24 protein-coding genes are annotated in these 22937 nt (G+C 61.9%); 10 read left to right on the forward strand and 14 right to left on the reverse strand.

The window, feature by feature from the left end; translation table 11 throughout:
• Positions 1-3: 3 nt before the first annotated feature.
• Both CLH61_RS07670 and CLH61_RS07675 read right to left on the reverse strand, forming a co-directional pair.
• Complete coding sequence (locus CLH61_RS07670) at positions 4-696, reverse strand: response regulator (protein ID WP_099614111.1); 693 nt, start codon at positions 694-696, stop codon at positions 4-6.
• Positions 693-2312, reverse strand: a complete 1620-nt coding sequence (locus CLH61_RS07675) for an ATP-binding protein (RefSeq protein ID WP_456085552.1) — start codon at positions 2310-2312, stop codon at positions 693-695. The genes CLH61_RS07670 and CLH61_RS07675 overlap by 4 nt, the downstream gene beginning before the upstream one ends.
• Positions 2313-2543: 231 nt before the next feature.
• Here CLH61_RS07675 and CLH61_RS07680 point away from each other — a divergent pair, with 231 nt between their 5' ends.
• Genes CLH61_RS07680 through CLH61_RS07690 form a run of 3 tightly spaced genes read left to right on the forward strand, consistent with a single transcriptional unit; the run spans position 2544 to position 5490 of the window.
• Entirely contained in the window at positions 2544-3521 is a 978-nt protein-coding gene (locus CLH61_RS07680) for a Bug family tripartite tricarboxylate transporter substrate binding protein (protein WP_099614112.1), read from the forward strand.
• Positions 3518-3964: a tripartite tricarboxylate transporter TctB family protein gene (locus CLH61_RS07685; protein WP_099614113.1), complete on the forward strand. Its 447-nt coding sequence runs from the start codon at positions 3518-3520 to the stop codon at positions 3962-3964. Before CLH61_RS07680 ends, CLH61_RS07685 begins: the two co-directional genes overlap by 4 nt.
• The gene (locus tag CLH61_RS07690; protein WP_099614114.1) at positions 3964-5490 is read left to right on the forward strand and encodes a tripartite tricarboxylate transporter permease; all 1527 of its coding nucleotides are present in this window, start codon (positions 3964-3966) and stop codon (positions 5488-5490) included. Before CLH61_RS07685 ends, CLH61_RS07690 begins: the two co-directional genes overlap by 1 nt.
• 73 nt (positions 5491-5563) lie before the next feature.
• Here CLH61_RS07690 and CLH61_RS07695 read toward each other — a convergent pair whose 3' ends face one another.
• On the reverse strand, positions 5564-6322 hold the full coding sequence (locus CLH61_RS07695) for a pseudouridine synthase (RefSeq protein WP_099614115.1): 759 nt from the start codon (positions 6320-6322) through the stop codon (positions 5564-5566).
• A gap of 107 nt (positions 6323-6429) precedes the next feature.
• Between CLH61_RS07695 and CLH61_RS07700 the strand changes: the two genes are divergently transcribed.
• Positions 6430-6669, forward strand: coding sequence for a TIGR02647 family protein (locus CLH61_RS07700; protein ID WP_099614116.1), 240 nt, complete (start codon positions 6430-6432; stop codon positions 6667-6669).
• Between the two features lie 203 nt (positions 6670-6872).
• A complete protein-coding gene (locus CLH61_RS07705) occupies positions 6873-7748 on the forward strand; it encodes a diacylglycerol/lipid kinase family protein (RefSeq protein WP_099614117.1) in 876 nt (291 codons plus the stop codon).
• 33 nt (positions 7749-7781) lie between these two features.
• On the opposite strand, the gene CLH61_RS07710 is transcribed toward CLH61_RS07705, so the two are convergent.
• The 4 genes from CLH61_RS07710 to CLH61_RS07725 all read right to left on the reverse strand — a co-directional run bounded on the left by CLH61_RS07710 (position 7782) and on the right by CLH61_RS07725 (position 12751).
• Positions 7782-8258, reverse strand: a complete 477-nt coding sequence (locus CLH61_RS07710; protein WP_099614118.1) for a peroxiredoxin — start codon at positions 8256-8258, stop codon at positions 7782-7784.
• 50 nt (positions 8259-8308) lie between these two features.
• Complete coding sequence (locus CLH61_RS07715; protein ID WP_099614119.1) at positions 8309-11167, reverse strand: cation-translocating P-type ATPase; 2859 nt, start codon at positions 11165-11167, stop codon at positions 8309-8311.
• Positions 11168-11243: 76 nt separating this feature from the next.
• Entirely contained in the window at positions 11244-11975 is a 732-nt protein-coding gene (locus CLH61_RS07720; protein ID WP_099614120.1) for a DUF3581 domain-containing protein, read from the reverse strand.
• Between the two features lie 155 nt (positions 11976-12130).
• On the reverse strand, positions 12131-12751 hold the full coding sequence (locus tag CLH61_RS07725) for a LysE family translocator (RefSeq protein WP_099614121.1): 621 nt from the start codon (positions 12749-12751) through the stop codon (positions 12131-12133).
• Between the two features lie 115 nt (positions 12752-12866).
• Here CLH61_RS07725 and CLH61_RS07730 point away from each other — a divergent pair, with 115 nt between their 5' ends.
• Positions 12867-14768, forward strand: coding sequence for an ATP-binding protein (locus tag CLH61_RS07730; protein ID WP_099614122.1), 1902 nt, complete (start codon positions 12867-12869; stop codon positions 14766-14768).
• Between the two features lie 36 nt (positions 14769-14804).
• Here the strand turns inward: CLH61_RS07730 and CLH61_RS07735 are convergent, their stop codons facing one another.
• Entirely contained in the window at positions 14805-16052 is a 1248-nt protein-coding gene (locus CLH61_RS07735; RefSeq protein WP_099614123.1) for a methyltransferase, read from the reverse strand.
• Between the two features lie 326 nt (positions 16053-16378).
• Between CLH61_RS07735 and CLH61_RS07740 the strand changes: the two genes are divergently transcribed.
• Positions 16379-17200, forward strand: coding sequence for a DUF5602 domain-containing protein (locus CLH61_RS07740; RefSeq protein ID WP_143752113.1), 822 nt, complete (start codon positions 16379-16381; stop codon positions 17198-17200).
• A gap of 178 nt (positions 17201-17378) precedes the next feature.
• Entirely contained in the window at positions 17379-17984 is a 606-nt protein-coding gene (locus CLH61_RS07745; protein WP_099614125.1) for a thiol:disulfide interchange protein DsbA/DsbL, read from the forward strand.
• A 6-nt stretch (positions 17985-17990) separates the two neighbouring features.
• Here CLH61_RS07745 and CLH61_RS07750 read toward each other — a convergent pair whose 3' ends face one another.
• Positions 17991-18482, reverse strand: coding sequence for an AbiTii domain-containing protein (locus CLH61_RS07750; protein WP_143752115.1), 492 nt, complete (start codon positions 18480-18482; stop codon positions 17991-17993).
• A 90-nt stretch (positions 18483-18572) separates the two neighbouring features.
• On the opposite strand from CLH61_RS07750, the gene CLH61_RS07755 reads away from it, so the two are divergent.
• Positions 18573-18845, forward strand: a complete 273-nt coding sequence (locus CLH61_RS07755; RefSeq protein WP_143752117.1) for a hypothetical protein — start codon at positions 18573-18575, stop codon at positions 18843-18845.
• Here CLH61_RS07755 and CLH61_RS07760 read toward each other — a convergent pair whose 3' ends face one another.
• The 4 genes from CLH61_RS07760 to CLH61_RS18315 form a co-directional block, all read right to left on the reverse strand.
• A complete protein-coding gene (locus CLH61_RS07760) occupies positions 18846-19907 on the reverse strand; it encodes a PA0069 family radical SAM protein (protein ID WP_099614128.1) in 1062 nt (353 codons plus the stop codon).
• Between the two features lie 102 nt (positions 19908-20009).
• Positions 20010-20480 (reverse strand): hypothetical protein, encoded by a 471-nt coding sequence (locus CLH61_RS07765; protein WP_143752119.1) that lies wholly within the window; start codon positions 20478-20480, stop codon positions 20010-20012.
• 13 nt (positions 20481-20493) lie between these two features.
• Positions 20494-20883 (reverse strand): DUF3775 domain-containing protein, encoded by a 390-nt coding sequence (locus CLH61_RS07770; RefSeq protein ID WP_099614130.1) that lies wholly within the window; start codon positions 20881-20883, stop codon positions 20494-20496.
• Between the two features lie 32 nt (positions 20884-20915).
• A complete protein-coding gene (locus CLH61_RS18315; RefSeq protein ID WP_143752121.1) occupies positions 20916-21161 on the reverse strand; it encodes a hypothetical protein in 246 nt (81 codons plus the stop codon).
• Between CLH61_RS18315 and CLH61_RS07775 the strand changes: the two genes are divergently transcribed.
• Entirely contained in the window at positions 21148-22179 is a 1032-nt protein-coding gene (locus CLH61_RS07775; RefSeq protein ID WP_099614131.1) for an NADP-dependent oxidoreductase, read from the forward strand. The two genes, CLH61_RS18315 and CLH61_RS07775, sit on opposite strands and share 14 nt — an antisense overlap.
• 46 nt (positions 22180-22225) lie before the next feature.
• Here CLH61_RS07775 and CLH61_RS07780 read toward each other — a convergent pair whose 3' ends face one another.
• Entirely contained in the window at positions 22226-22891 is a 666-nt protein-coding gene (locus CLH61_RS07780; protein WP_099614132.1) for an AbiTii domain-containing protein, read from the reverse strand.
• Positions 22892-22937 lie beyond the last annotated feature (46 nt).

Genomic DNA, 22937 nt, shown 5'->3' on the forward strand with positions numbered 1-22937 from the left:
GGTTCAACCGCTGGTCGTGAGGCAGTAACGGCGCTCCGGCCGCCCAACGCTGCCGTAACTGACGTCAGCGGTCAGTTCGCCTGTTCCCACCAGGTATTCCAGGTAGCGGCGGGCGGTGGTCCGTGAGGCACCCATGGCGGCGCCAACGTCTTCGGCACTCCAGTGGCCGCCCTGGCTCACCACCTCGCGAATTCGATCAAGCGTCAGGCTGTCGATGCCTTTGGGCAGGCGCGGCGGAAGTTCTGCAGTGGCGTCGCTGCCGCCCCGCGGCAGCAAGGCATCCACCTCCCGCTGGGCGACCTGGCGCAGAGTGGAGAGGGTTTCCAGGTGGGTGCGGTAACGATCGACCGCCTCCTGCAGCCGTTCGAAGACCAGTGGCTTGAGGATATAGTCGAAGACCCCGCCGCGCAGGGCACTGCGCAGGGTATCGACTTCTTTGGCGGCGGTGATCAGGATGACGTCGGTGGCGCTGTCGCTGGCCCTGAGTTCCCGCAATAACTCCAGACCGTTGCCATCCGGGAGGTAGACGTCCAGTAGCATCAGGTCCGGGGCGAATACCTCGGTCAGGTCGCGGGCATCGGCCAGGGTATGGGCAATGCCGCACAGTTCCACCGCATCCAGGCGTTCGACGAAACGGCGCTGGATTTCGGCGATCTTGCGGTCATCCTCGACGATCAGAACTCGGATCGGTGTCACACGGTGGCCTCTTGCTGTGGTGTCTTGGGCAGGTACAGGGTAAACCGGCTACCGGCCGGCTGCAGCTTCTCGACGGTTACCGAACCTCCCCAGCGGTTGATGAACTGCTGCACCAGAAACAGCCCGATGCCGTGCTGTTCTCCCGGCTTGGTACTGACGCCCTTTTCGAAGATATGATCGTGCAGTGACTCCGGCACGCCCGCGCCCTGGTCGTCCACTTCAAAGATCAGCTCCTGGCCCAGGTCGGTCATGCTGAGGTGTACGGTGCCGCCCTCGCCATGATGGCGGCGGGTCGCTTCAAGGGCGTTATCAAGCAGGTTGCCAAGCACGCTGACCAGCTGGTCACGGGGCAGCTGTGGCGGAAGGTCCGCCATCTGGCTGCCCGGATCAATCTCCAGCTTCAGCCCCATTTCCCGCGCCCGGTTGTATTTGCCCAGCAGGCAGCCGGCAATCACCGGGTCGGGGACGGCGTCGAGCAGCAGGTGGAGCAGGGCCTGGTGGTCGCTGACCTCGCTGCCGATCAGGGCCAGGGCCTCTTCGTTGGCGCCGAGCTGGATCAGGCCGGCAATGGTGTGCAATTTGTTGGAGTATTCGTGGGTCTGGCTGCGCAGGGTGTCGGCGTATTGGCGGATCCGGGTGAGCTGGCGGCTGACCTGGTCTACCTCGTCCCGCAGGCGGAAGCTGGCGACCACCCCGATAATCTCATTGCCCTGGCGCACCGGAAGCCGGTTCACGATCATCTGGCGGCCATGTAACCAGACTTCCCGGTCGAAATCCGGGATGCCGGTCTCCAGCACCGACTGCAGGTCGCTTTCGGGCAGCACCTCCTGCAGCGGGCGCCCCACCATCGGGGTGTCGGGCTGCAGGCCAAGGGTTTCCAGCGCGGTGCGGTTGACCGTGGTGATGACGCCTTCCCGATTGATGGCGATGATCCCCTCCCGCACCGATTGCAGGGTGGCGGCCTGCTCCTCGAACAGGCGGGCGATCTGTTCCGGTTCCAGGCCAAAGATCGCCCGCTTGAAACGGGCCGCAATGGCTATGGCTGCCAGCACGCTGAACAGCAGCATGACCCCGACCACTCCGTACAGCACCAGGTTGTAGCGCTGGATCCTTGCCTCAACCTGGTCCACGCCATAGCCAACCGAGACAATGCCGACGATCTCACCACCCACCAGGTCTGTTACCGGGGCCTTGCCGCGCATGGAGTTGCCAAGACTGCCGCGGGCCAGTGCCACATAAGCGTCACCATCCTGCAGGGCGCGTTCGCCATAGTCACCGTCATCGTCGGCCATCGAATGGCCAATCCGGCCCGGGTCCGGGTGGGCCAGGCGAATCCCGTTGTGGTCACCGATTACGATGAACAAGGCTTCGTTGGTGCTGGCCAGGCGTCCGGCCAGATCGTTAAGGCGGGTGATATCCCGTTGCTGTATTCCGGCAATGACCGCCGGACTGGCGGCGACGGTCTTGGCGACCATCAGGGCGCGCTGGCCAATCTCGTCGTACAGCGATTCGCTGAGGTAGTAGCCGGCAAAGGCACCAATGAGACCGGTCTGCAGGGCGCTGACCAGTCCCAGGGTGAGAATCATGCGGGTCTTGAGTTTGAGCTTATGCAACACGGCCGTCGGGGCAGTTCTTGTGGTTAGTCGTTCAGGGTAGATCAGCCGGCGGGGATTTGCCCGTGAACTTTATGCCCAAAACGCAGCAAAAGGCCTTTATACGCAATACGCCCACAAGCTTCATGGCCGGCTGGTCAGCTTTTAACCTGTTTGCTGAATCCTGCCGGTGCCGTCTCCCATCCCTGAATGCGGTCTGGTGGAGATCACAACAACAAACGTGAGGTAACAACAATGTTGATCAAACGAACCCTGTCTTTTGTGGCCGTGGCCGCTTTCAGTATGTCTGCCATGGCCTGGCAACCGTCCGGAAAAGTAGAATGTCTTGCCCCCGCCGATCCCGGTGGCGGTTGGGATTTTACCTGCCGCAGCGTGGGTAACGTGCTCCAGCAGCTCGGCCTGGTGAGCGGCAGCGTGCAGACCGTCAACATGGCGGGTGCCGGCGGTGGCGTGGCCTACGCCCATACCGTGAGCAAGCGCGCTGAAGACAACAAGCTGCTGGTTGCCGCATCCACCGCCACCACCACCCGTCTGGCCCAGCGTCAGTTCCCCGGCATGGACGCTGATATGGTGACCTGGGTCGGTGCCCTGGGGGCCGATTACGGCATCATCGCGGTGGGCAAGAACTCCCGTTACCAGAACCTGACCGAGCTGATGGCGGCGGTAAAGGCCAATCCCAAGTCGGTCAAGTTTGCCGGCGGTAGTGCCCGTGGTGGCTGGGATCACCTGAAAGTGCTGATTGCCGCCAAGGCGGCCGGAGCCGGCAAGCTGCCAGCCATTCCCTACCTGTCCTACAACAACGGTGGCGAGGCCATGACCCAGGTGGTCGGGGGCCAGGTGGACGCATTCACCGGCGATATCTCGGAAGCCACCGGTTTCATGGAATCCGGTGACCTGCGGGTACTGGCGGTGCTGGCCGAAGAGCGCCTGCCGGGCCAGTTCAGCGACATTCCGACGGCCAAAGAGCAGGGTATTGATGCTGTCGGCCCCAACTGGCGCGGTTTCTACATGCCCAAAGGCGCCGACGATGCGGCGAGGGAGTATTGGGTCGACGCCGTTGATACCCTCTACGCCAGCGAAGAGTGGAAGCAGGTGATGAAGAGTAACGGCCTGATTCCCTTCCATCCGCCGGCTGACGAATTCGACAGCTTCGTCCGTACCCAGGTGCAGGATATTGAGAACCTGTCCCGTGAAATCGGGTTGCTGAAATGACCAGTCTCGGTGATCGCATTCTCGGACTCGGTCTGCTGGTTCTCGCTGTCGCCTATGGCTGGGCCGCCCAACAGTGGCCCGAGCCGTTCGGTGGCGCCGAGGCCGTGGGCCCGGACACCTTTCCCACCATCCTGGCGGTGGTGCTGGTGGCGGGCAGTCTTTACCTGATGATCAAGCCGGATCCCGACGCCCGCTGGCCGCTTGGCAAATCGGCGCTTGAGCTGGTGGTTTCCCTGGTGGTGCTGGTGGTCTATGCGCTGCTGCTGGAGCCGCTGGGCTTCGTCATCGCGACCACACTGGCGGTTGGCACTCTCAGCTGGCGGATGGGCGCCGCGCCGCAGCGGGCCTTTCTGACCGGGCTGGTCAGCGCCGTAGTAGTCTTTGTGCTGTTTAATTATGGTCTGTCCCTGAGTTTGCCGGCCGGCCTGCTGGAGGTGAACTGATGGAAACCCTGGGCTTTCTCATGGAGGGGTTTGCCGTAGCGCTGACCCCCTACAACCTCATGTTTGCCCTGTTCGGGGCGTTTGTCGGCACCCTGATCGGTTGTCTGCCGGGACTGGGTCCGGCCAACGGCGTCGCCATCCTGATTCCGCTGGCCTTTACCCTCGGCCTGCCGCCGGAAACCGCGATGATCCTGCTGACGTCGGTGTACGCCGGAGCCATGTACGGCGGCCGGATCTCGTCGATCCTGCTGAACATTCCCGGCGACGAGCCGGCAATGATGACCTGCCTGGACGGCTACCCGATGGCGCAGAAGGGGCGGGCGGCCGACGCCCTGGCGGTGTCCGCCATTGCGTCGTTTACCGGTGGCCTGATCGGGACGATTGGCCTGATCATGCTGGCGCCGGTGCTGGCCAGGTTCGCCCTGACGTTCGGTCCGGCGGAATACTTCGCCCTGTTCCTGCTGGCGTTTGCCACCCTTGGCGGGATTACCGGCAAGAACCCGATGAAGACGGTGATTGCGGCCACCCTGGGTATCATGGTTGCCACCGTTGGTATCGATATCTCCACCGGCACGCAGCGTTACACCTTCGGTGTCCTCGAACTGTATGAAGGTATCGATTTCATTCTTGCCATTGTCGGCCTGTTTGCCATCTCGGAACTGCTGTTCTTTGTTGAGTCCCGCCTCGGCAAGGGGCGCAAGAGTGTCCAGATCGGCAAACTGACGCTGACGCCGAAAGAGCTGATCAGTACCGTTCCAACCCAGTTGCGGGGCGGTGTACTGGGTTTTATTGCCGGTGTGCTGCCGGGTGCGGGCGCCTCGCTGGGCAGCTTCATCAGCTATACCCTGGAGAAGCAGATCCTCGGCCGCAAGGCCCGCTTCGGCGAGGGTGACATCCGGGGTGTGGTCGCACCGGAAGCCGGCAACAACGGCGCCTCCTCCGGCGCCCTGGTGCCCATGCTGACCCTGGGCGTGCCCGGCAGCGGCACCACCGCGGTACTGCTGGCGATGCTGATCTCCCTGAACATCACGCCCGGTCCGCTGATGTTCACCCAGAATGCCGACATTGTCTGGGGCGTTATCGCGGCGTTGCTGGTGGGTAACGTGCTGCTGCTGTTGCTGAACATTCCCCTGGTGGGTTTCTTTGTCCGGCTGCTGTCGATTCCGCCGATGTACCTGTTGCCCATTGTGACCATGGTTGCCTTCGTCGGTATCTACTCTATCAGCCACAGCACCTTCGACCTGTACTTCATGGTCGCGTTCGGGGTGGCCGGTTACCTGCTGCGCAAGCTGGAGATTCCGCTGGTGCCGATTATCCTCGGCATGCTGCTGGGGCCGGAAATGGAGAAGAACCTGGGACACGCCCTGGTGCTGTCGGACGGGGACTGGAGCGTGCTGTGGTCCAGCCCGCTGTCGATCACCCTCTGGGGTATTGCCGCTCTGGGCCTGGCGTTGCCGTATCTGGTTGGCCCCTTGCTGCGCCGCCGCATGAACGCAGCAATGAAGGAGAGCCCGGTCAGCGACTGATCGAATGATAACCCTGACGATCTGCGGTTAATCTTTGGCCGGGTGGCGACACCCGGCCTTTTTTGTGCCGGTTCTAGACGGGTGAAGTGCTGGTTGGGGCGCAGTGGTGTTCCAGTGTGGTGCCGACCGGATCGGCTGCCGCCACCGAGGCGACTTCCGCCGCGGTCAGTTCGCGATACTGTCCGGGCTGCAACCCGGGGTCCAGCCGGATCCCGCCCATGCTTTCCCGGTGCAGCGAGGTGACGCGGTTACCGACCGCATGGAACATGCGTTTTACCTGGTGATAGCGGCCCTCGTAGATGGTCACCCGGGCCTGGCATTCGGCCAGCTGTTCGATATGGGCGGGGGAGGTCCTCAGTTGTTCGTACTCGAACCAGATGCCCTCGGCGAAGCGCCGGTGGGCCTCCGCGGTAATCGCGGCCCCGGTGGTCACGCGATAGACCTTGGGAATTTTGATGCGGGGTTCGGTAAGCCGGCGCGACCAGTTGCCGTCATTGGTGACGATCAGCAGGCCGGTACTGGCACGGTCCAGACGGCCACCAATGTGCAGGCCGGCCCGCAGTTCGGGGGCAAACAGGTCCAGAACCGTGGGGTGGGTGTCGTCCACCGTGGCGCTCAGGTAGCCAGCCGGTTTGTTGAGCATCAGGTAGCGGGCCGGGGCAGCATGACGGATCACCGCGCCGTCGACGGTCACGCTGGCGAACCGGTCGACCTCCTGTTGTGGCTCGCGACATACCTGCCCATTGACCGTGACCCGACCCGCCGCAATCAGGGCATTGGCACGCTGACGGCTGGTACCGTTCTGGTTACTGATTATCCGGGACAATTTCATCGCTGAACATTCTCTTTGTCGAATCCGCTTCCGTCGTGTAGAAGTTAATAAGGATTCGGAAGAAAAAACACCTGACCAATAGCTGACATGAGCTGCGAGGAATCATTATGCCCTTTTCGCCAGAACAGATTGCCGAACTTAACCTGCTGTCACTGTTCGACACCACGTCCCACCAGGAGGGGCTGAAGGTACACCAGCACTCGGCGCCGCCAGACACCGTGGACGCTGCCCGCCGCCTGCATGACAAGGGGCTGATTACCCAAGTCGACGGTGGTTACCTGACCAATCTCGGCAGTGAAGCGGTGGAGCTCACCCAGAAACTGAAGTCGATTCTAACCGCTCCCTGACCCTACCGGCGACTCTCTTTGTTGGTGCTTCATTAAGGATTTATAAGCTTCCGTCCGGTGGCCGTTGCGCTATGGTTAACCGGACAGGGGGCGGACCACCCCGGTTGGTTGTCCAGGGCAGGACTGAACAGGGCAGGACTGAACAGGGCAGGACTGAACAGGGCAGGACNAACAGGGCAGTACCGAACAGAGAGCAGGGTTCAATGACGCATTGGCTGGTTGCCAACCCACAGGCCGGCGATAACCGGCGGAACCGGGACTTCTGGCTGGCGCACCTGGCGGCTGCCGGCATTCACCACCCCGAGTGCGGTGATCCGCAGGATGAGCGCTGGCAACAGCAGGTCGGCGCTGACGACGTGGTACTGGTGGCCGGGGGCGATGGCTCGGTCAACCACATGGCTCGCCTGTGTCTCCGCACCGGGGCGACCCTGGGGGTCTTGCCGTCAGGCACCGCCAACGACTTTGCCCGCAATCTCGAACTGCCGGAGGACCCCGCCGACCTGTGCCGGCTGGTTGCCGACGGACCCGTGCAGCATGTCGATGTGGTGGAGTTCGGTCACCAGTTGTTTCTCAATGTGGCCCACATCGGCTTGGGGACCTTGCCGGTGCGGCAGTCTTCGAACCACGCCAAACGGCTGCTTGGCCGTTACAGCTATGTTGCGGGGTTACTGCAGCGCATCAATGCACGCCGGGGATTCCGGGCCACCATCCAGTGTGACAAGGGCCAGGTGGAGGGGCGCTGGCTATCGGTGGCCGTTGCCAACGGCGCCTTTTTCGGTGGTGGTAACCAGGTGCCCGGCGCCGCTGCCAACGATGGACAGCTGGATGTGATTGCGGTGCGTCCCCGTCCGCTGCTCCAGCTCCTGCTCACCTTCCTGACAGTTCAGCTCAGCCGCAAGGCGCCCCGGCGAACCAGTACCATGATTCACCTCAAGGGCAGGCGTTGCGCCATCTACACCCGTAAACCCAAGACCATTACCGCCGATGGCGATGTGGCCGGTACCACGCCACTGCTGGCGGTGTGCCGGGCGCAACGGCTGAAGGTTATCGCCCGGACCCTCGCCGGCGTGGCGGGCTGACCGGCGGCGGCAAGGTGCCGCGCCGGGCCAGGCTCAGAGTGCCGCGAGGATGGTCTCGGCACTGGATTTGTCGATACCCTGGCTGTCGACATTCAGTAATTCGACGGTGCCATCGTTGACGATCATCGCGTAGCGCTGGCTGCGGATGCCGAGCTGGGCGGCAGTGCGGTCCTGGGTCAGCTCCAGCGCTTTGGCGAACTCGCCGAGGCCGTCCGCCAGCATGATGATTTCTTCCGCGTTCTGCGCCTTGCCCCAGGCGTCCATCACGAAGACGTCGTTGACGGAGGTGCAGATGATGCTGTCCACGCCTTTGGCCTTGATCTTGTCGGCATGAACCACGTAACCGGGCAGGTGGGTTTTGGAACAGCCCGGGGTGAAGGCGCCGGGCACGGCAAACAGCACCACTTTCTTGCCGGCGAACAGGTCACCGGTGTTCACTTTTTCCGGGCCGTTTGCGCCCATCACCTGCAGTTCCATGGCGGGAATTCGGTCGCCTGTCTGAATGGCCATTGTTCGGGTCTCCATTGGTGTTTTCGGGTGAACTGCCGGGGCAGTCCTGTCTATACGTGGCTTGGTGCCGACTGGCCCTGTGGAGCGTGTCGCCACCGGCTGATCAGCTTGCTCAGTTCCCGCAACCAGAGGACCGAGCTGGCGACCGCAAAACAGGCCAGCCAGTCTGCCAGTTCCAGGCTCACCGTGGAAAAGGCTTTTTGCAGGAACGGCAGGTAAACCACCGCCACCTGCAGCAGCAGGGACAGCATCACAGCGCCCCACAGCCAGAGGTTGGAGAACAGGCCGCAGAAGGCGCTGAGTTCATCCGAGCGGGAGTTGAAGACGGTAAACAGCGAGAACAACACCAGGGTGGTGAAGGTCATGGTCTGGGCGTAGGCCAGAGTCCCCGTACCTTCAATCAGTCCGCCGGGCAGGCAGGCGTCGAGCACCAGCAGCGTTCCGGCGGCGGTCACCGTGCCGACAAAGGCGATGCCGGCCCACATCTGGCGGGTGATTACCCCTTCTTGCCGCGGCCGGGGCGGGTGGGTCATGGCGGCGGGCGAGGCCGGGTCAAGGCCCAGGGCCAGGGCCGGGGCGCCGTCGGTTACCATATTGATCCACAGGATCTGGGTGGCGAGCAGCGGCAGCGCGAAACCGCTGCCGCCGGCAGCCGTCAGGCCGATGATGTCGGCCAGCAACACGCCGAAGAACATGGTCATCACTTCACCGATATTTGACGACAGCAGGTAACGCAGGAACTTGCGGATGTTGGCGAAAATGGCACGGCCTTCCTCAACCGCCGCCACGATCGACGCGAAGTTGTCATCCGCCAGCACGATGTCGGCGGCTTCGCGGGATACATCGGTTCCGGTAATGCCCATGGCGATGCCGATGTCAGCGGTTCTCAGCGCGGGTGCGTCGTTGACGCCGTCACCGGTCATCGCCACGATGGCCCGGTCCTTCTGCAGCGCTTTGACAATGCGCAGCTTGTGGTCAGGGTTGACCCGGGCGTAGATCGAAACGTCGCGAACCGTCTGCTCCAGTAGATGGTCCGGCATCTTGTCGATTTCGGCGCCGGTTACCGCCCGGCCATCACGGACAATACCGAGTTCCTGGCCAATGACCGCAGCGGTGACGGGATGATCGCCGGTTATCATCACCGGACGGATACCGGCTGCCCGGGCTTCGGCAACGGCGGCCGTAGCTTCTTCCCGGGGCGGATCGATCATTCCGATCAGACCGACGAACACCAGGTCCTGTTCGACGTGTTCGCCGATGTCGTCGGGCCCGAAGCCGTCAGCGGGCAGCACCCGGGCGGCTACGCCAAGGGTGCGCAGGGCTTCCCGTGCCAGGCCGTCGTTGAGTGCAAGGATCTCCTTGCGGCGTTCGGTGGTAAGTGGCCGGGTAGCCTTGCCGATCCGCTCCCGTGTGCAACGTCCGAGCAGGACGTCCGGCGCGCCCTTGGTGAACACCTGGATGGACTCCTGCTGTTGGGCATCGGTGTGCAAGGTTGACATCAGCTTGCGCTCGGAGGAGAACGGCACCTCGCCAACCCGGGCAAACCGCGCATCGAGCAGCTCATCGGCCAGCCCCGCCTTACGGGCGGCAACGATCAGCGCGCCTTCGGTGGGATCACCCTGGATGGTCCAGCGACCATCATCTTCCTGCAGTACTGCGTTGGTGGCCCGGTCGCCCACGGTCAGCGCCCGTTCCACTTCAAGGCGCAAGTCGTCATCGAGCGCGGCGGTATCGGCCCCGGTGGTGCCGGCGCGGTGTGCGGTCACCTCGCCCACCGGCTCATAACCGGTGCCGCCGAGGGTAACCCGGCCACTGGCGGTGACCACGGCCCTGACGGTCATTTCGTTGCGGGTGAGGGTGCCGGTCTTGTCCGAGGCAATCACGCTCGCCGAACCCAGGGTTTCAACCGCTGCCAGATGACGGACAATGGCGTTGCGGCGGGCCATCCGCTGCACCCCGAGTGCCAGCACTGCGGTGACCACTGCAGGCAGGCCCTCCGGCACCGCGGCAACGGCCAGGGCGACGCCGAGGATCAGGACATCGAACAGCGCGGGCAGGCCCCGGACATGCTCTACCAGAATGATGGTGGTGATCATGACGGCCGCGATGACCATCACTAGCAAACCAAGCAGCCTGCCCACCCGGGACAGCTCCTGCTGCAGCGGCGTGGTTTCCGGCGGCGCCTCTTCCAGCATGCCGGCAATCCGGCCCGTCTGGGTCTGCATTCCGGTCGCGGTGACGATCGCCTTGCCCCGGCCATAGGTGACCGCTGTTCCGCTGAACACCATGTTCTGGCGGTCACCAACGGCGACCTCTCCGGTAATGGTTTCAGGATCTTTGGATTCCGGCAGGCTTTCGCCGGTAAGTGCGGCCTCGGAGGTTTGCAGGGCGACCGACTGGAGCAGCCGGCCGTCCGCAGGGACGGTGTCGCCTTCCTCCAGCAGAATGATGTCCCCCGCTACCACCTCGCTGGCCGCTATGGCCATTTGCTGGCCGTTGCGGATCACCCTGGCCTGGGCGGCGGACATCCGTTGCAGTGCCGCCACAGCCTGTTCCGCCCGGGCTTGCTGGATAAAGCCCATGGCCGCATTGAGCAGCACGATGGTGAGAATGGCGATGGCTTCGTAGGGCAGTTCCGAGTCGCGCTCAAACAGCCACAGTGCCAGCGAAATACCGGCAGCAACCAGCAGCAGAATGACCAGTACGTCGCTGAACTGCGCGAGTAGCTTGCGCCAGCCCGGCACTGGTCGGGTTGGCGTCAGTTGGTTGGGGCCATCCCGCTCGAGGCGGGCGCGCGCTTCGTTATCACTCAGTCCGCGCCGTGGATCGCTGCCGAGGGCGGTGATGACCGCGTCGGGTGGCAGCCGGTAGGCGGCCATGGGCTCAGTGGGAGTCCGTTCTGGGGGCATGGGGTGGCGTCCTTGAGCCGGTCAATGTCACAAGGAACAGTGTAGCTGTTACCGGCGTCCGAAACGGCGATCCCGGTCAGGAACCGGTATTGTCCATCCCCAGCCGTGTGCCCCGTGCCTTGAGCCGGTAGAACTCTTCGATGATGCCAGCCATGGCATCGGGGCAGTACTCACGGAGGCCGCCCAGCACCAGCCGTTTGGAGACCTCGCCGACGGCTTTGCCGGCTGACATCAGGTGGTACTCCAGTGTCACATTGCCGCGCTTGCCGGCCACCTCCAGGTCAGCGTTGTTCAGCTCGAGATCCGGCTGCGGGTTGTCCAGATGCGTGAGTGCCAGGCTCATGCTCTCATACATCACCATCGGACGGTCGGGATTGAACATCACGCCACGGGATTCCATCAGCGGCTTGAGGGTATGGGGAAAATTCTTGCCTGAGGCCGCCACGTAGCAGCGGGTGAAGTCCTCAATGACCTTCTCGTCCCGGGTCAGTTCTCCGCTGCGGCTGACTTCCAGGTATACCTTGCCGGCCTCGTCACAGACCTCGATGGTGCCGTTGTCACTTTCACGGAACTCCAGCGGTACCTCGGCACCCAGCAGGTTGCGGAACCTGAACGTCATGTTGCTCGACAGCCCGAAACGGGCCAATACCACGGCAAACAGCAGGTCTCCGGGAACGCAGAACCGGCGGGCATCCGGATCGTGGATCGGGTTGAAGTCCCCGGCCACTTCCTTCGCAAAATGGCTGGCCTGGGGCGCGGTAATAAGGATACGTCCGTCCTGGACGGAGTAAAAACGGTCTGAAAACATGGTTTGCCTTTGTCCGGATCGCAGAGGTGAAGGTGCGATGATGGCCTGATTTGCACTGAGTATGATAGTTGAGCGTCATCAATACCAATATGCGCTATTTGTCCTAGTGTAATAACACAACGGGATAAACCACCAGTGATGGAAGCCGGGCCATGTCAGCGACCGTTGAGGATACCGATCACCAGGCGCCCCGCCAGCCCGACCAGAATGGCGCCGAACAGCCGCTCGAACCAGAGGGTGTGCCGTTGCAGGATGCCTAGCCAGCGGGGGTTGGAAAATAACCAGGCGACTACAAGGTACCAGCCGCCATCAATCACCATCGCGGTGGCGGCGTAGCCGAGCTTGGCGAGAAATGAGGTATCGGCGCCCACCACCTGGCTGAACAGGGCGATGAAGAACACGGCAATCTTGGGGTTGAGGAACACAATCAGGAAGCCGTCGCGGGCGGCGCTGGCGGTGGTCGGCGCGTCGGGCAGCGCATCAGTCTCGCTGCGCCGGGCGGTGAGCCCCCGGAAGCCGAGCCACGCGAGGTACAGGGCACCACCCCACTGCAACACACTGAATGCCAGGGGGGATGCGGTGATGACCGCAGCCAGGCCGATGATGCTCAACAGGGCGTAAAGCCCGACGCCGAGCCCGTGGGTGACGGCGGTGATCATGCCGTTGCCCCGGCCGCCGGTGAGTGTCTGCTTCAGGACCAGGGCAAGGGATGGCCCGGGAGACATGGCTCCCAGAATGCAGATGGTGACAACAGTAAGCCAGGTTGCGAGGGTCATGGCCGGGTATTCCTGTCAGGGTCAACGGGGTGGGCTGAACAATACGGTCGTGGGTGCGCATACTTTAGCGGACTCATCGTAAGGTTTCTAATGGCAAGGGTGAAGGGAGTTAACTATGGGCGTTACTGCAATTCCGGTGGACCAGCGGGTTATCGATATCGACTCTCGCCGATTTGCCTCGGTGGAGAAGGCGCTGGTGGAGCTGATCACCAACAGTGACGACAGTTACGTTCGGCTGGAACAGGCCGGCACCGCGGTCAGTGGTGTAATCACCATCCACTATGAGCGCCACCAGAACGGCGCGATGCTGGTGGTGTCCGATCAGGCCGAGGGAATGACCTGGCAGCGGGCCTGCGCCAACCTGACCTACGGCGGCGCCCACAGTCCGCTGGCGCGGGGCGAGGGCAGTGGGCGAGGTTATTTTGGCCGGGGACTGAAACAGGCCATCTACGGCCTGGGTTATGGCTGGATCGAGACAATCCACAACGGGCGCTACACCCGCATAGACCTCTACCGCGGCGAGAATGGCGGCTACCTCTATGACGATGGCGATGGCGACCGGGAAGCCCGGGATACCGACTATACCCGGCTCCGCACCACTGCCAACGGCACTCGCGTGGCAATTGTGATCGATAACCCGCTGGTGAACATCTCCCAGTACCGTTCGGTGCTGCAATCCATCGCCAATAACGTCTACCTGCGGGAGATCCTGGGGCGGCGCCAGGTGGAGCTGGTGCATATGCAAGGTGGCCGGGAGGTAGAACGCAGCGCCCCCATCCATCACCTGGAACCGGAATCGCGTCTGCTGCTCGGCCCCCAGCTGGAGAGCAGCTTTGTTCATGAGCAGGTCCGCTATCCTTTTACGCTGACCCTGAAACGGGCACTGAATGCCGAACTCAGCCCTCGTGGCGATGAGCGCACCAATGGTTTGCTGGTACTGTCGGGCAACGCGGTGCTGGACTGCCAGTTGTTCGACTACGAGAACCAGGTGGGAAGCGAGTACCTTTACGGTTCGGTAAATTGCCCTGCGCTTACCGAAAAGCTCGGTGCCGGGCTGGCAATCATCAGTGACGAACGGGAAGGACTCAATCTCAAGGAGCCCTTTGTGGCAGCCTTTGCCCGGGCCGTGAGCAAGTTGATCGGACCTGCGGTGCTGGCGGAGCGGGATAACCTGAAGCACCTGGAGCATGCCACGGCTTCGGGGCGGACCAGCCACATGATCGAACATTTGCTGGAGCGGATGAACCGGGCGGCCATCCAGGATATGGGCATTTCTCTGCCACCGTTGGGCGAGGGGGCTGCGATGCCCGCCACCACCGAGGAGCCACTTCGGTTTACCACGCCCTTTTACTATCGCGAGGCCGGGCATCCGTTTCATGTGGCCCTGCTGGTTGATCCTGCCGGCTTCCGCAAGGATGACGTGCTTCAGGTCAGCTACCGGTTTCCGGACTCCGTGCATCTCGATTCCCGGGTGACCGAAATTCCGGTTGCGGAGCTGGCTTCCCGCGGGCGCATTGAGTGGACACTGACCGGAGATAATGACGGCGACCGGGGTGAGATCACCGTGCGCAGTCCCCATTACTGGGCCTGGTGCGAAGTGGTGATTGCCGGGCAGGGGGCCCGGCACCACCATCACCACCAGCATCGTCCGCGGCCCGCCCACCACGGGCACCATAGCCGATCCCGTGATCACGGCGAGGCGATGTTCACCGGCTACGACTTCCGTAACCTGCACAATGAGCTGGATCGTGCCGTCTACAGTCCCCGGGAGCGCAAGATCCTGATCAACACGGCGGCACCCACGGTGCAGCTGTATGTTGACGGTCGTGGTCATTTCCGTGATTCCGCCCGGCTGTTGCTGGCGGAACTGTTCATGGATGTGATCTCGGATGAACTGGCCCGTCACCGGCTGGCCAAAACCGGTGAGCAGAACAGTGTCGAGGCGTTCCACGCCGCCAAGCTGGACATCATTCGACGTTATGGCAGCGACATTCACCTGTCCTTCCTGAGCGGCTGACGCCGCAGCGGTACAGGCGGCCGGCCTGCCCGTGGGTTAACGGACCAGGAAAACCCACAGGTAGATTGCCAGCAGGCCGCCAAAAACCGTTGCCAGGTTGGTCAGGCCGTGGTTCTTGCGGAAGGCGCGCGGGTTCCAGTACAGCAGCTTGTCGCGGTCCAGGTTGGCCAGTCGCGGCACAAAGCGCGGCACGCTCTCGCAATAGGTGCGGTAGGCGGCGCCGAAGACCTCCGGGAGCAGGGCTTCCTCCCGTTCGACGCGGGTGACCGCATAGAAGTAGTAAATGACGCTGGCAATCGCTATCAGCCATGGGTTGCCGGTCATGACCACGATGCCGATCACCAGCAGGAAGCGGGTAATGTACTGGGGGTTGCGTACCAGGCTGTAGGGACCGCGATTGGCCAGTGTGGTCTGGGTGTCAATACAGGCAAAGGCCCAGGCCTGCAGCAGGGCCCCCAGGGTACTGATGGCGGCGCCCGGCCAGAACCAGTCCTCCTTGATCTGGCTGGCCAACAGTACCACCAGCAGGATGCCCAGAGGCAGACGGATTGCGCGGAACCCTTTGCGTAGTGTGGGGTTGTGAAAGAACTGGCGGATGGAGGTGGTCATTTGGCTGCCCCAGTGTTTTGGTTTGAAATGATGCTTGTGATAGTGCTGCTGCAGATACTGCCGGCGTTCATCGTCCAGTGTGTCCGGAGACAGCTGGCGCCAGCATTTGTAAAGTCGTGAACGATCGATCCGGCGCATGCGGGTGGCCAGGCCAAAGGGGGCGGCCGCCAGGAACAGCGCAGATCCGAAGTCGATAACATGGGGTTGGCCGGTGCTCCTGTTTACCAGGAGGTTGCGCAGGTTACCCAGGTCCATGTGGGCTACACCGCGGGCATGCATGTTGCCGACGGTTTCTTCCAGCCGGTAGAAGAAAGTGCCATCCAGGGTTTCCCGGCGATGGCGCAGGTCCCGCAGGGTTTCTCCGGCCACATAGTGGTAACAGATGGCATCGCGGTCGAGCCGGAAGGCACCGTCCGGGGTGCCGGGCACGTCGTCCAGTTGCCGTAGCGCCCGCAATTCCCGAGACAACAACCAGCGGCCCCAGAGGTATTTCGCGACAATACTGTGGCTGAAATCCTTGATGACCCAGGGTTGGCCGTCAATGGTGGCGACCCTCACCTGAGCCTGGCCCCACCGTTTCCGGTGCAGGAGCCGAAGGTCTCCCGCGCTGAGGTCTGTCCGCGCAAAGGGCCGCGGATCGCGGCTTGCCTCAGCTAACTGAACGTTGCGCTCCATAGCCCGGTGACGCCTCCTTCCCTGTGATTCGCCCTGTTATTCTGAATATGCAGATCCGCTGTCGGAAATCCGCCAAAACGATCCAGGGCGATGCTCTCGGGTTCGCCATTTCTGGTGATATATTGATCCAGTGTAGCCCAGTCGCCAATCCGTTGGTTAAGAGGCAAGCGCACGGAAGGATTCGTGTTCTCTGTCGTCCGCTCCCCCACCCGTCACTTGTGATCTCCTCAGCGCCGGCCAGAGAGGCTATGAGAGAGGCTATGGCTGACAACAGGGCCGGATTCCGGCCTGTCAGGATTATTTCAGATATCGGTGGGAGATCATGTATGGATAACCTTCACTTCGTGCCGGCGTACCGGTGGTGGCAGTTATGCGCGCTTGTTCTGGCGCTGTCAGCGAATACAGCGGTGGCGGGACCGCAAATTTATAGCGGAGAGCCGGTGGCGGTGGGCAACGGCACCGCCCGGGTAATTGTTGCGACCAATGATCGTGACGAGCCGACAGTGCTCTCGGTGGTGCTGAGCGCAGCGGCCCTCCAGGGGTTGCCGGAAGCCAGCCCTTCCCAGGCAGTCTGGGTGTACGGGTTGAAACTGCCGGCTGCTGCGCCGGATACCGGTTTCAGTCACGTCATGCTGGACTGGAATCCCGCAGGACACCCGCCGGCAGACATTTACACCGTGGCGCACTTTGATGTGCATTTCTATGTGATCGACGAAGCGGCACAAAACGCCATTACCTTCGTGGGCGCTGACCGGGAAGCGGCCATGCAGGCTCCGGATCAGGCCCTCATGGCCAGCGGTTATGTGATTCCTCCGGACACCGAAGTCGAGCGTATGGGCATTCATGCCATCGATCCGGCCGGTGGCGAGTTCCATGGCCAGGGATTCAGTCACACCTTTATTTATGGTTATCACAAGGGTGAGCTGGTCTTTGTCGAGCCGATGGTTTCGCTGGCGTTTCTGCAGTCAGAACCGGAAGTGACCGTTCCGGTGAGGGTGCCCGAGCGCTACAGCTTTGGGGCCTGGTACCCGACCGGCTACGGCATCGGCTTCGACCGCATAAACAACGAGTACCGCATCGATCTGACCGGGCTGCAACGGTTCCGTGTCCCGGTACCGGCAGGAACGCAGGCGGCTTCTTCGCACTGAGGTCCGCAGGGCAGTCGTCGCTACTTGCGCAGAAAAATTTCTTCGCGCCTGTAACGAACCGGCGCTAGTATTGCTCGGACATTCACGGTTGCCAGGCGGTTCGTCTGCACAGGGGTGTCCGACACTACCGGCTGCCGGCTATCCGGACTCTGCTCCGGTTCTTATACAGGGTTCAAACATGAAGAAGTTGTTGTGCGTCATCGTTTTGTCTTTGCTGTCTGTAACGGTTTCCGCCGCTGATTTTGAGGTCGATACGCACTACACCGTGGTTGGTACTGAGGCCAGTGCCGAGCCGGAAGTGGTCGAGTACTTTTCCTATGTCTGTATACATTGCAAGACTTTCGAACCGCTGTACCTGAACCTCGCGCCGGCCTTCACTAACGTGAACGTTGGCAAGATTCACGTGCCCTGGCTGGGCGGCGAATGGGGGTTGCTGATGCAGCGGGCATACGCCACGGCCGCTGAGATGGCGGTTGAAAGGCCGGTCAGCCAACAGATTTTTGCGGCGGTTTTCGATGACAACGGGGCACGTCGGCCGGTCACTGTCGAGGATGTCCGTGAACTTTTTGTCGCCGCAGGCGCCAGTGGCGGGGACTTCGACACGGTGTTTGGCAGCCCGGCCGTGGATGCGCGGGTTGCACATTACGATGCCATGACAAAGGCGCTCGGCATCATGGGTACTCCGTCGTTCGTTGTTAACCGCAAGTACAAAGTCGAATTGGCTAGTTTGTCGACGGAAGACGAGTTTCATGAACTGATTCGTCACCTGCTCGCACTGGAGTAAATCGGTTCAACGGGCTCCGGGGGCGCCTTCCAGATGCTCCCGTGCCAGGCGGAGTTGCTTGCGGACACCGTCAACCAGCCGTTCCAGGTGCACCGTCTGTATTTCCCACCAGGCGTCCGTCACCCGGAATCCGGAGCCCATCCGGAGTCCCCGGGTGAACAGGGCCAGGGAAACGTTATCAATCGGGAACCGGACGCAGGGGGCCCGGTTCTCAAGGGCCGCGACAATCTGGTGGATGGGTAACCGCAAAGTTTCCTGCGTCCAGTCTCCGGCCAGGTGCCACACCGGCAGCGGTTGGTTATCGATGACTTCGGTGTCATTGCTGATCTTCCCCCGGGCCTGCACCGCGATTTTGCGGTATTCCGGCACGCGGACGCCGGACGGGTACCCGGATAATTCCATACTGGCCCAGCTGGCGAAGTCATCGAGGCCAACGGCAAGGAGCTGTTGTTGCGCGGAAGCGAGTGCCTTGGGTAAGTCATTGGCAGGTAAGTTCATGGACATAGACCCGATCGACGTTGCGGGAGGGCACCAGTGTAAGGCTATCTTAGCGCTTGAGCGTAATCGGAATGAGGGGAGCAGGCGCTAATGCGTTGCCGTCAATGCGGAAGTCATATCGAGTTTGGTCCTTTCCATGGAGAGAGCCGGCGTCGCTGGCTCCAGTTTCTCGTGTTAGCTGCCCTGCTGGAGTCTCTGGCCATCGTCCTGCTGGTGCTGGCCATTGAGATATGGCCCTGGTGGCTGGCAACAGCCGGCCTGTTCGTGCTGTCCCAGGCGTTGTTGAAATGGCATGACAGCCGCTGGGTAATCTGCCGGCACTGTGGCGAATCCTATACTCACTGGGGTCGTGCGGGGCCCTGATCAGAACAGCCCCAGCTGCTCGCCCCCGGGGCGCCGGAACAGGTCAGTACGTAGTGGGGCGTGGGCGCTCTTGTCCAGGCCGAGCGCGCGCGCTCTCTTGTTGAACCGCTGGCGGATCAGTTGGGCGTAAGGGCCGGTGCCGGTCATCCGCTCGCCGAAGGTTGAGCTGTTGTTCTTGCCGCCCCGCAGGTCGCGGATACGATTCATCACGTGGCTGGCTCGTTGTGGAAAGTGCCGCTGCAGCCAGTCCTGAAACAGTTCATCCAGTTCCAGCGGTAGCCGCAGCATTATCCAGTGGGCTTGCCTCGCGCCTGCCGCAACGGCTGCCTCCAGAATCGACTCCAGTTCGTGGTCGTTAATGAACGGAATCACCGGGCCGATGATGATGCCCGTCGGCACCCCTGCCGCAGTCAGTTCACGAATAACCCGGAGTCGCATCGCCGGCGCTGCGGTGCGCGGCTCCATCTTCCGTTTAAGTTCATTATCCAGGGTAGTCAGGCTGACACTGACGGAACACAGGCCGTCGGCGGCAAGGTCCGCGAGCAGGTCCAGGTCCCGCAGGATCAGGGCGCCCTTGGTGATAAGCGATACCGGGTGACGGTATTCGGCCAGCACTTCGAGGATCTCCCGGGTAATCCTGCGGTGCTTTTCCACGGGTTGGTAGGCGTCCGTATTGATGCCCAGGGCAATCGGCGAGACCCGGTAGGACGGCTTGTCCAGTTCTTTGCGCAGTTGCTGTGCCGCGTTCGGTTTGGCGATCAGTCGGGTCTCGAAATCGAGCCCTGGCGACATGTCCCAATAGGCGTGTGTGGGGCGGGCAAAGCAGTAGATGCAGGCGTGCTCGCAGCCACGGTATGGGTTGATGGACTGATCAAATGGCACGTCCGGTGACTGGTTGCGGCTGATGATGGTGCGCACTCGCTCATCCGTCACCTCTGTGGCGATGGAGTCCGGCCTGAGTTCATCGTCCGGATCCCGGTGCCAGCCATCATCAAACTGGCGGTCGGTGACGATCGGCTGGAAGCGGTTGTGAGGGTTGAGTCCGGTGGCGCGGGTTTTCATGGCTGAGTCCAATACTGTTCATTTATACAGTATCTGGAATGCTACGCCGATCCGGGCACCCGGGCAAGTCCGCGCTGGTGGTCTGGCTGTCTGCCCGGGTGCTCAGTCCGAGCGGTAGGTGGGGTAGATGGAGCGGGATAAGGTTGGCTCGCAGCCAGTTGTACGCCAGGCCTGGGTGTGGGCATGAAGATACCAGCGCAGGCCCGCATGGGTGAACCGGTCGGCGGCCAGGGCAAGGCTGACCGTTGTGCGACTGCCCGCCTGCTCACTGCCATCGAGGTGCCGGTAGTAACACTCGGCCGTGATCTCGACGGGCTGGCGGACCGGCACTTCGATAAAGCCGTCAGGGCGTGGGGTGGCGGCGGTACCGTTGATGCCGGTAACCGTCAGACAGGGGCCGGGATAGACAATTCTCAGCTCGCGGAGGTATTCGCTCAGACAGTGCTCTGCACGGAGGAAAATCACCCCCCTGGCTTCACCTTCCTGCTTCGACGGCAGGGCCTGGCAGCCGCTGAGCAAGATCGTGAGGGCTAATATCTGACTTCCGCGAGCAATCGCAGTTGGACCACGCATTTACCCTGCGACCTCAGTCACAGCTGTAGTCGTGCAGGTCAAGACCCTCGGCGAGGTAGTCCGGCAGCAGAGGGTGGGCAATCAGATAGTCCGCGGTGTATTCGTTCCAGGCATCCGTCGCATCGCTGACGGCTCTGGACCATTCGTCCAGGCTATAGTCGCCGCGTCCCAGCCAGAGCAGTGCGACCACCTGTTGCTGCTGATCCGGTTCCAGGTCATCGATGATGGAACGGAATTCTGCCAGGGTGGCATCGCCGGCGTGTGACGCCAGCATCTGGATATGCCAGTCGTCGCTGGCATTAACATCGATCGGGGTATTCGGGATCACCACTTCTTCCTGGGCATGGAATTCCCGCGCCAATTGTATCAGACGGCAGACGGTATCCGGGTTGACATCCAGCATGATGCACCTCACCGGTTCAGGGGGTTGATTGATCATTCTATAAACAATGATGAACCCGGAGCTTGATGCTGATCAACATTGCAGGGCGTCCGGTTTTGGCGAGAGAACGAGAGAGCGAGAGCTGCGGCAGCCACGGGAGGGAGCGATAAAAAATGCGGCACTTGTTTCGTTTGGTGAAAGCTGATTTCATGATTGATCCTGTTCAGCCCCGGCTGTCCTTGCCAGCGAAAATAATTGGCAGCCAGAATCAAAAAAGGTGCAACGATGGAAAACAACAAACGATACATCCTCGCTCAGCGGCCTGTGGGAATGCCGGACGATACCCATCTCCGTCTGGAGGAGGTGCCGGTTCCCCGGCCGGGTGCGGGTGAGGTGTTACTGAAGACCATTTACCTGTCGCTGGACCCTTACATGCGTGGCAGGATGAACGATGCTGCGTCTTACGCCAGGAGTGTGGCCATTGGCGAGGTCATGACCGGGCAGACCATCAGCCAGGTGATCGCCAGTAACAGTGCGGAATTCAGCGAAGGGGATTTTGTCCTCAGTAACAATGGCTGGCAAACCCATGCAGTGGCAGAGCCCGCCAGCCTCTACCGGCTTGACCCGAGACAGGCGCCGATCAGTACGGGGGTTGGGGTGCTGGGTATGCCCGGCTTTACCGCCTATGTCGGGCTGCGTGAATTCGGCAAGCCTAAGGCCGGGGAGACCGTTGTGGTGTCGGCCGCCGCTGGTGCGGTTGGCCAGGTCGTCGGTCAGATTGCCAGGTTGCAGGGATGTCGCGTGGTCGGCGTGGCCGGGGCTGATGACAAGTGTGACCATGTGGTGAAGGCGTATGGGTTCGATGCCTGCGTAAACTATCGCAGCGACGATTTCGAGGCGCAGCTGCGGGCAGCCTGCCCTCAGGGCATTGATGTCTACTTCGAGAATGTCGGTGGCAAGGTATTTGATGCGGTGATCAAGCTGGTGAACGACTTTGCCCGCATCCCGGTGTGCGGTCGCATTGCCCACTACAACCAGACCTCGCTGCCGGAAGGTCCGGACCGGCTGATTCCCCTGATGGGCAAGATTCTGGTCAAGCGACTGATGCTGAGAGGCTTTATCCAGTCAGATCATCTCGAGCTGCTGGCGGATTTTCGCCGCGATATGAGCCAGTGGATCCGGGATGGCAAGGTGCACTACCAGGAAGACATTGTCGAAGGCTTCGAGAATACCATTGGCGCCTTCCAGGGGTTGCTGCAGGGGCGTAACCGCGGCAAGTTGCTGGTGCAGGTGGCCGCGGATCCTACCCGGCGCTGACGATCAGAACGGCCCCGGAGTCCTGGTTGCCGGGGCCGTTGACAGGTCAGGCAGTGCGGCCAAACAGCCGCTCAAAGAAGCCACTTTCGCGAACATCCGGAACAGGCAGGCTGTCCAGTTCGGCCATCGCCTTGTGCCAGAACTGCTCCGGATGGTCCAGCCCTTCTACCTGCTTGCGTTCTTCTGTGCTGTAGGAGTTACGTTCGCCGCCGAGGCCGTGCGCTTTCACTTCCACGGTCCACAGATAGATAGCTGCACGAATGGTTTTCAGCAGCCGGCAATAGGTGTCGCGGCTGACGTTGATGGCCAGTTCTGCGCTCAGGTTAATCTGGGACTGGAGGGTTTTCAGCTGCTCGGGCGGCAGCGCGATGCGTTTGCCGTCGCCTTTCTTGCAGTTCAGGCAGGTTTTCTCCAGCGCCTTGATGCCTTCATCCAGGTTGATGTGGCCGAATTCGCCTTTCTGGCTGTCGTCGACCGGAGCCGGAATCCAGCCATATTGCGGTGAGCGGGCCACGATATGGCCAGGCAGATCCACCCGGTAGGGTGGCAGGCTGGCTTCCGGCGCGTAGCCGTCGAACTCGATGCGCAGCCAGTTGGCCATGGTACGGTGGCGGAGCATCATCGCCAGGGTAATGGCCGAAGGCAGGATGTCCTCAAGAAGCTCTCCGGAATCCAGGAGTCTTTCTTCAAGGTGATCGACAGGTGCAGACATAAACGGAATCCCCTTAACAGCGCTATCGGTCATGGCAGACCATGTC

The sequence above is a fragment of the Marinobacter profundi genome, assembly GCF_002744715.1.
GTDB lineage: Bacteria > Pseudomonadota > Gammaproteobacteria > Pseudomonadales > Oleiphilaceae > Marinobacter > Marinobacter profundi.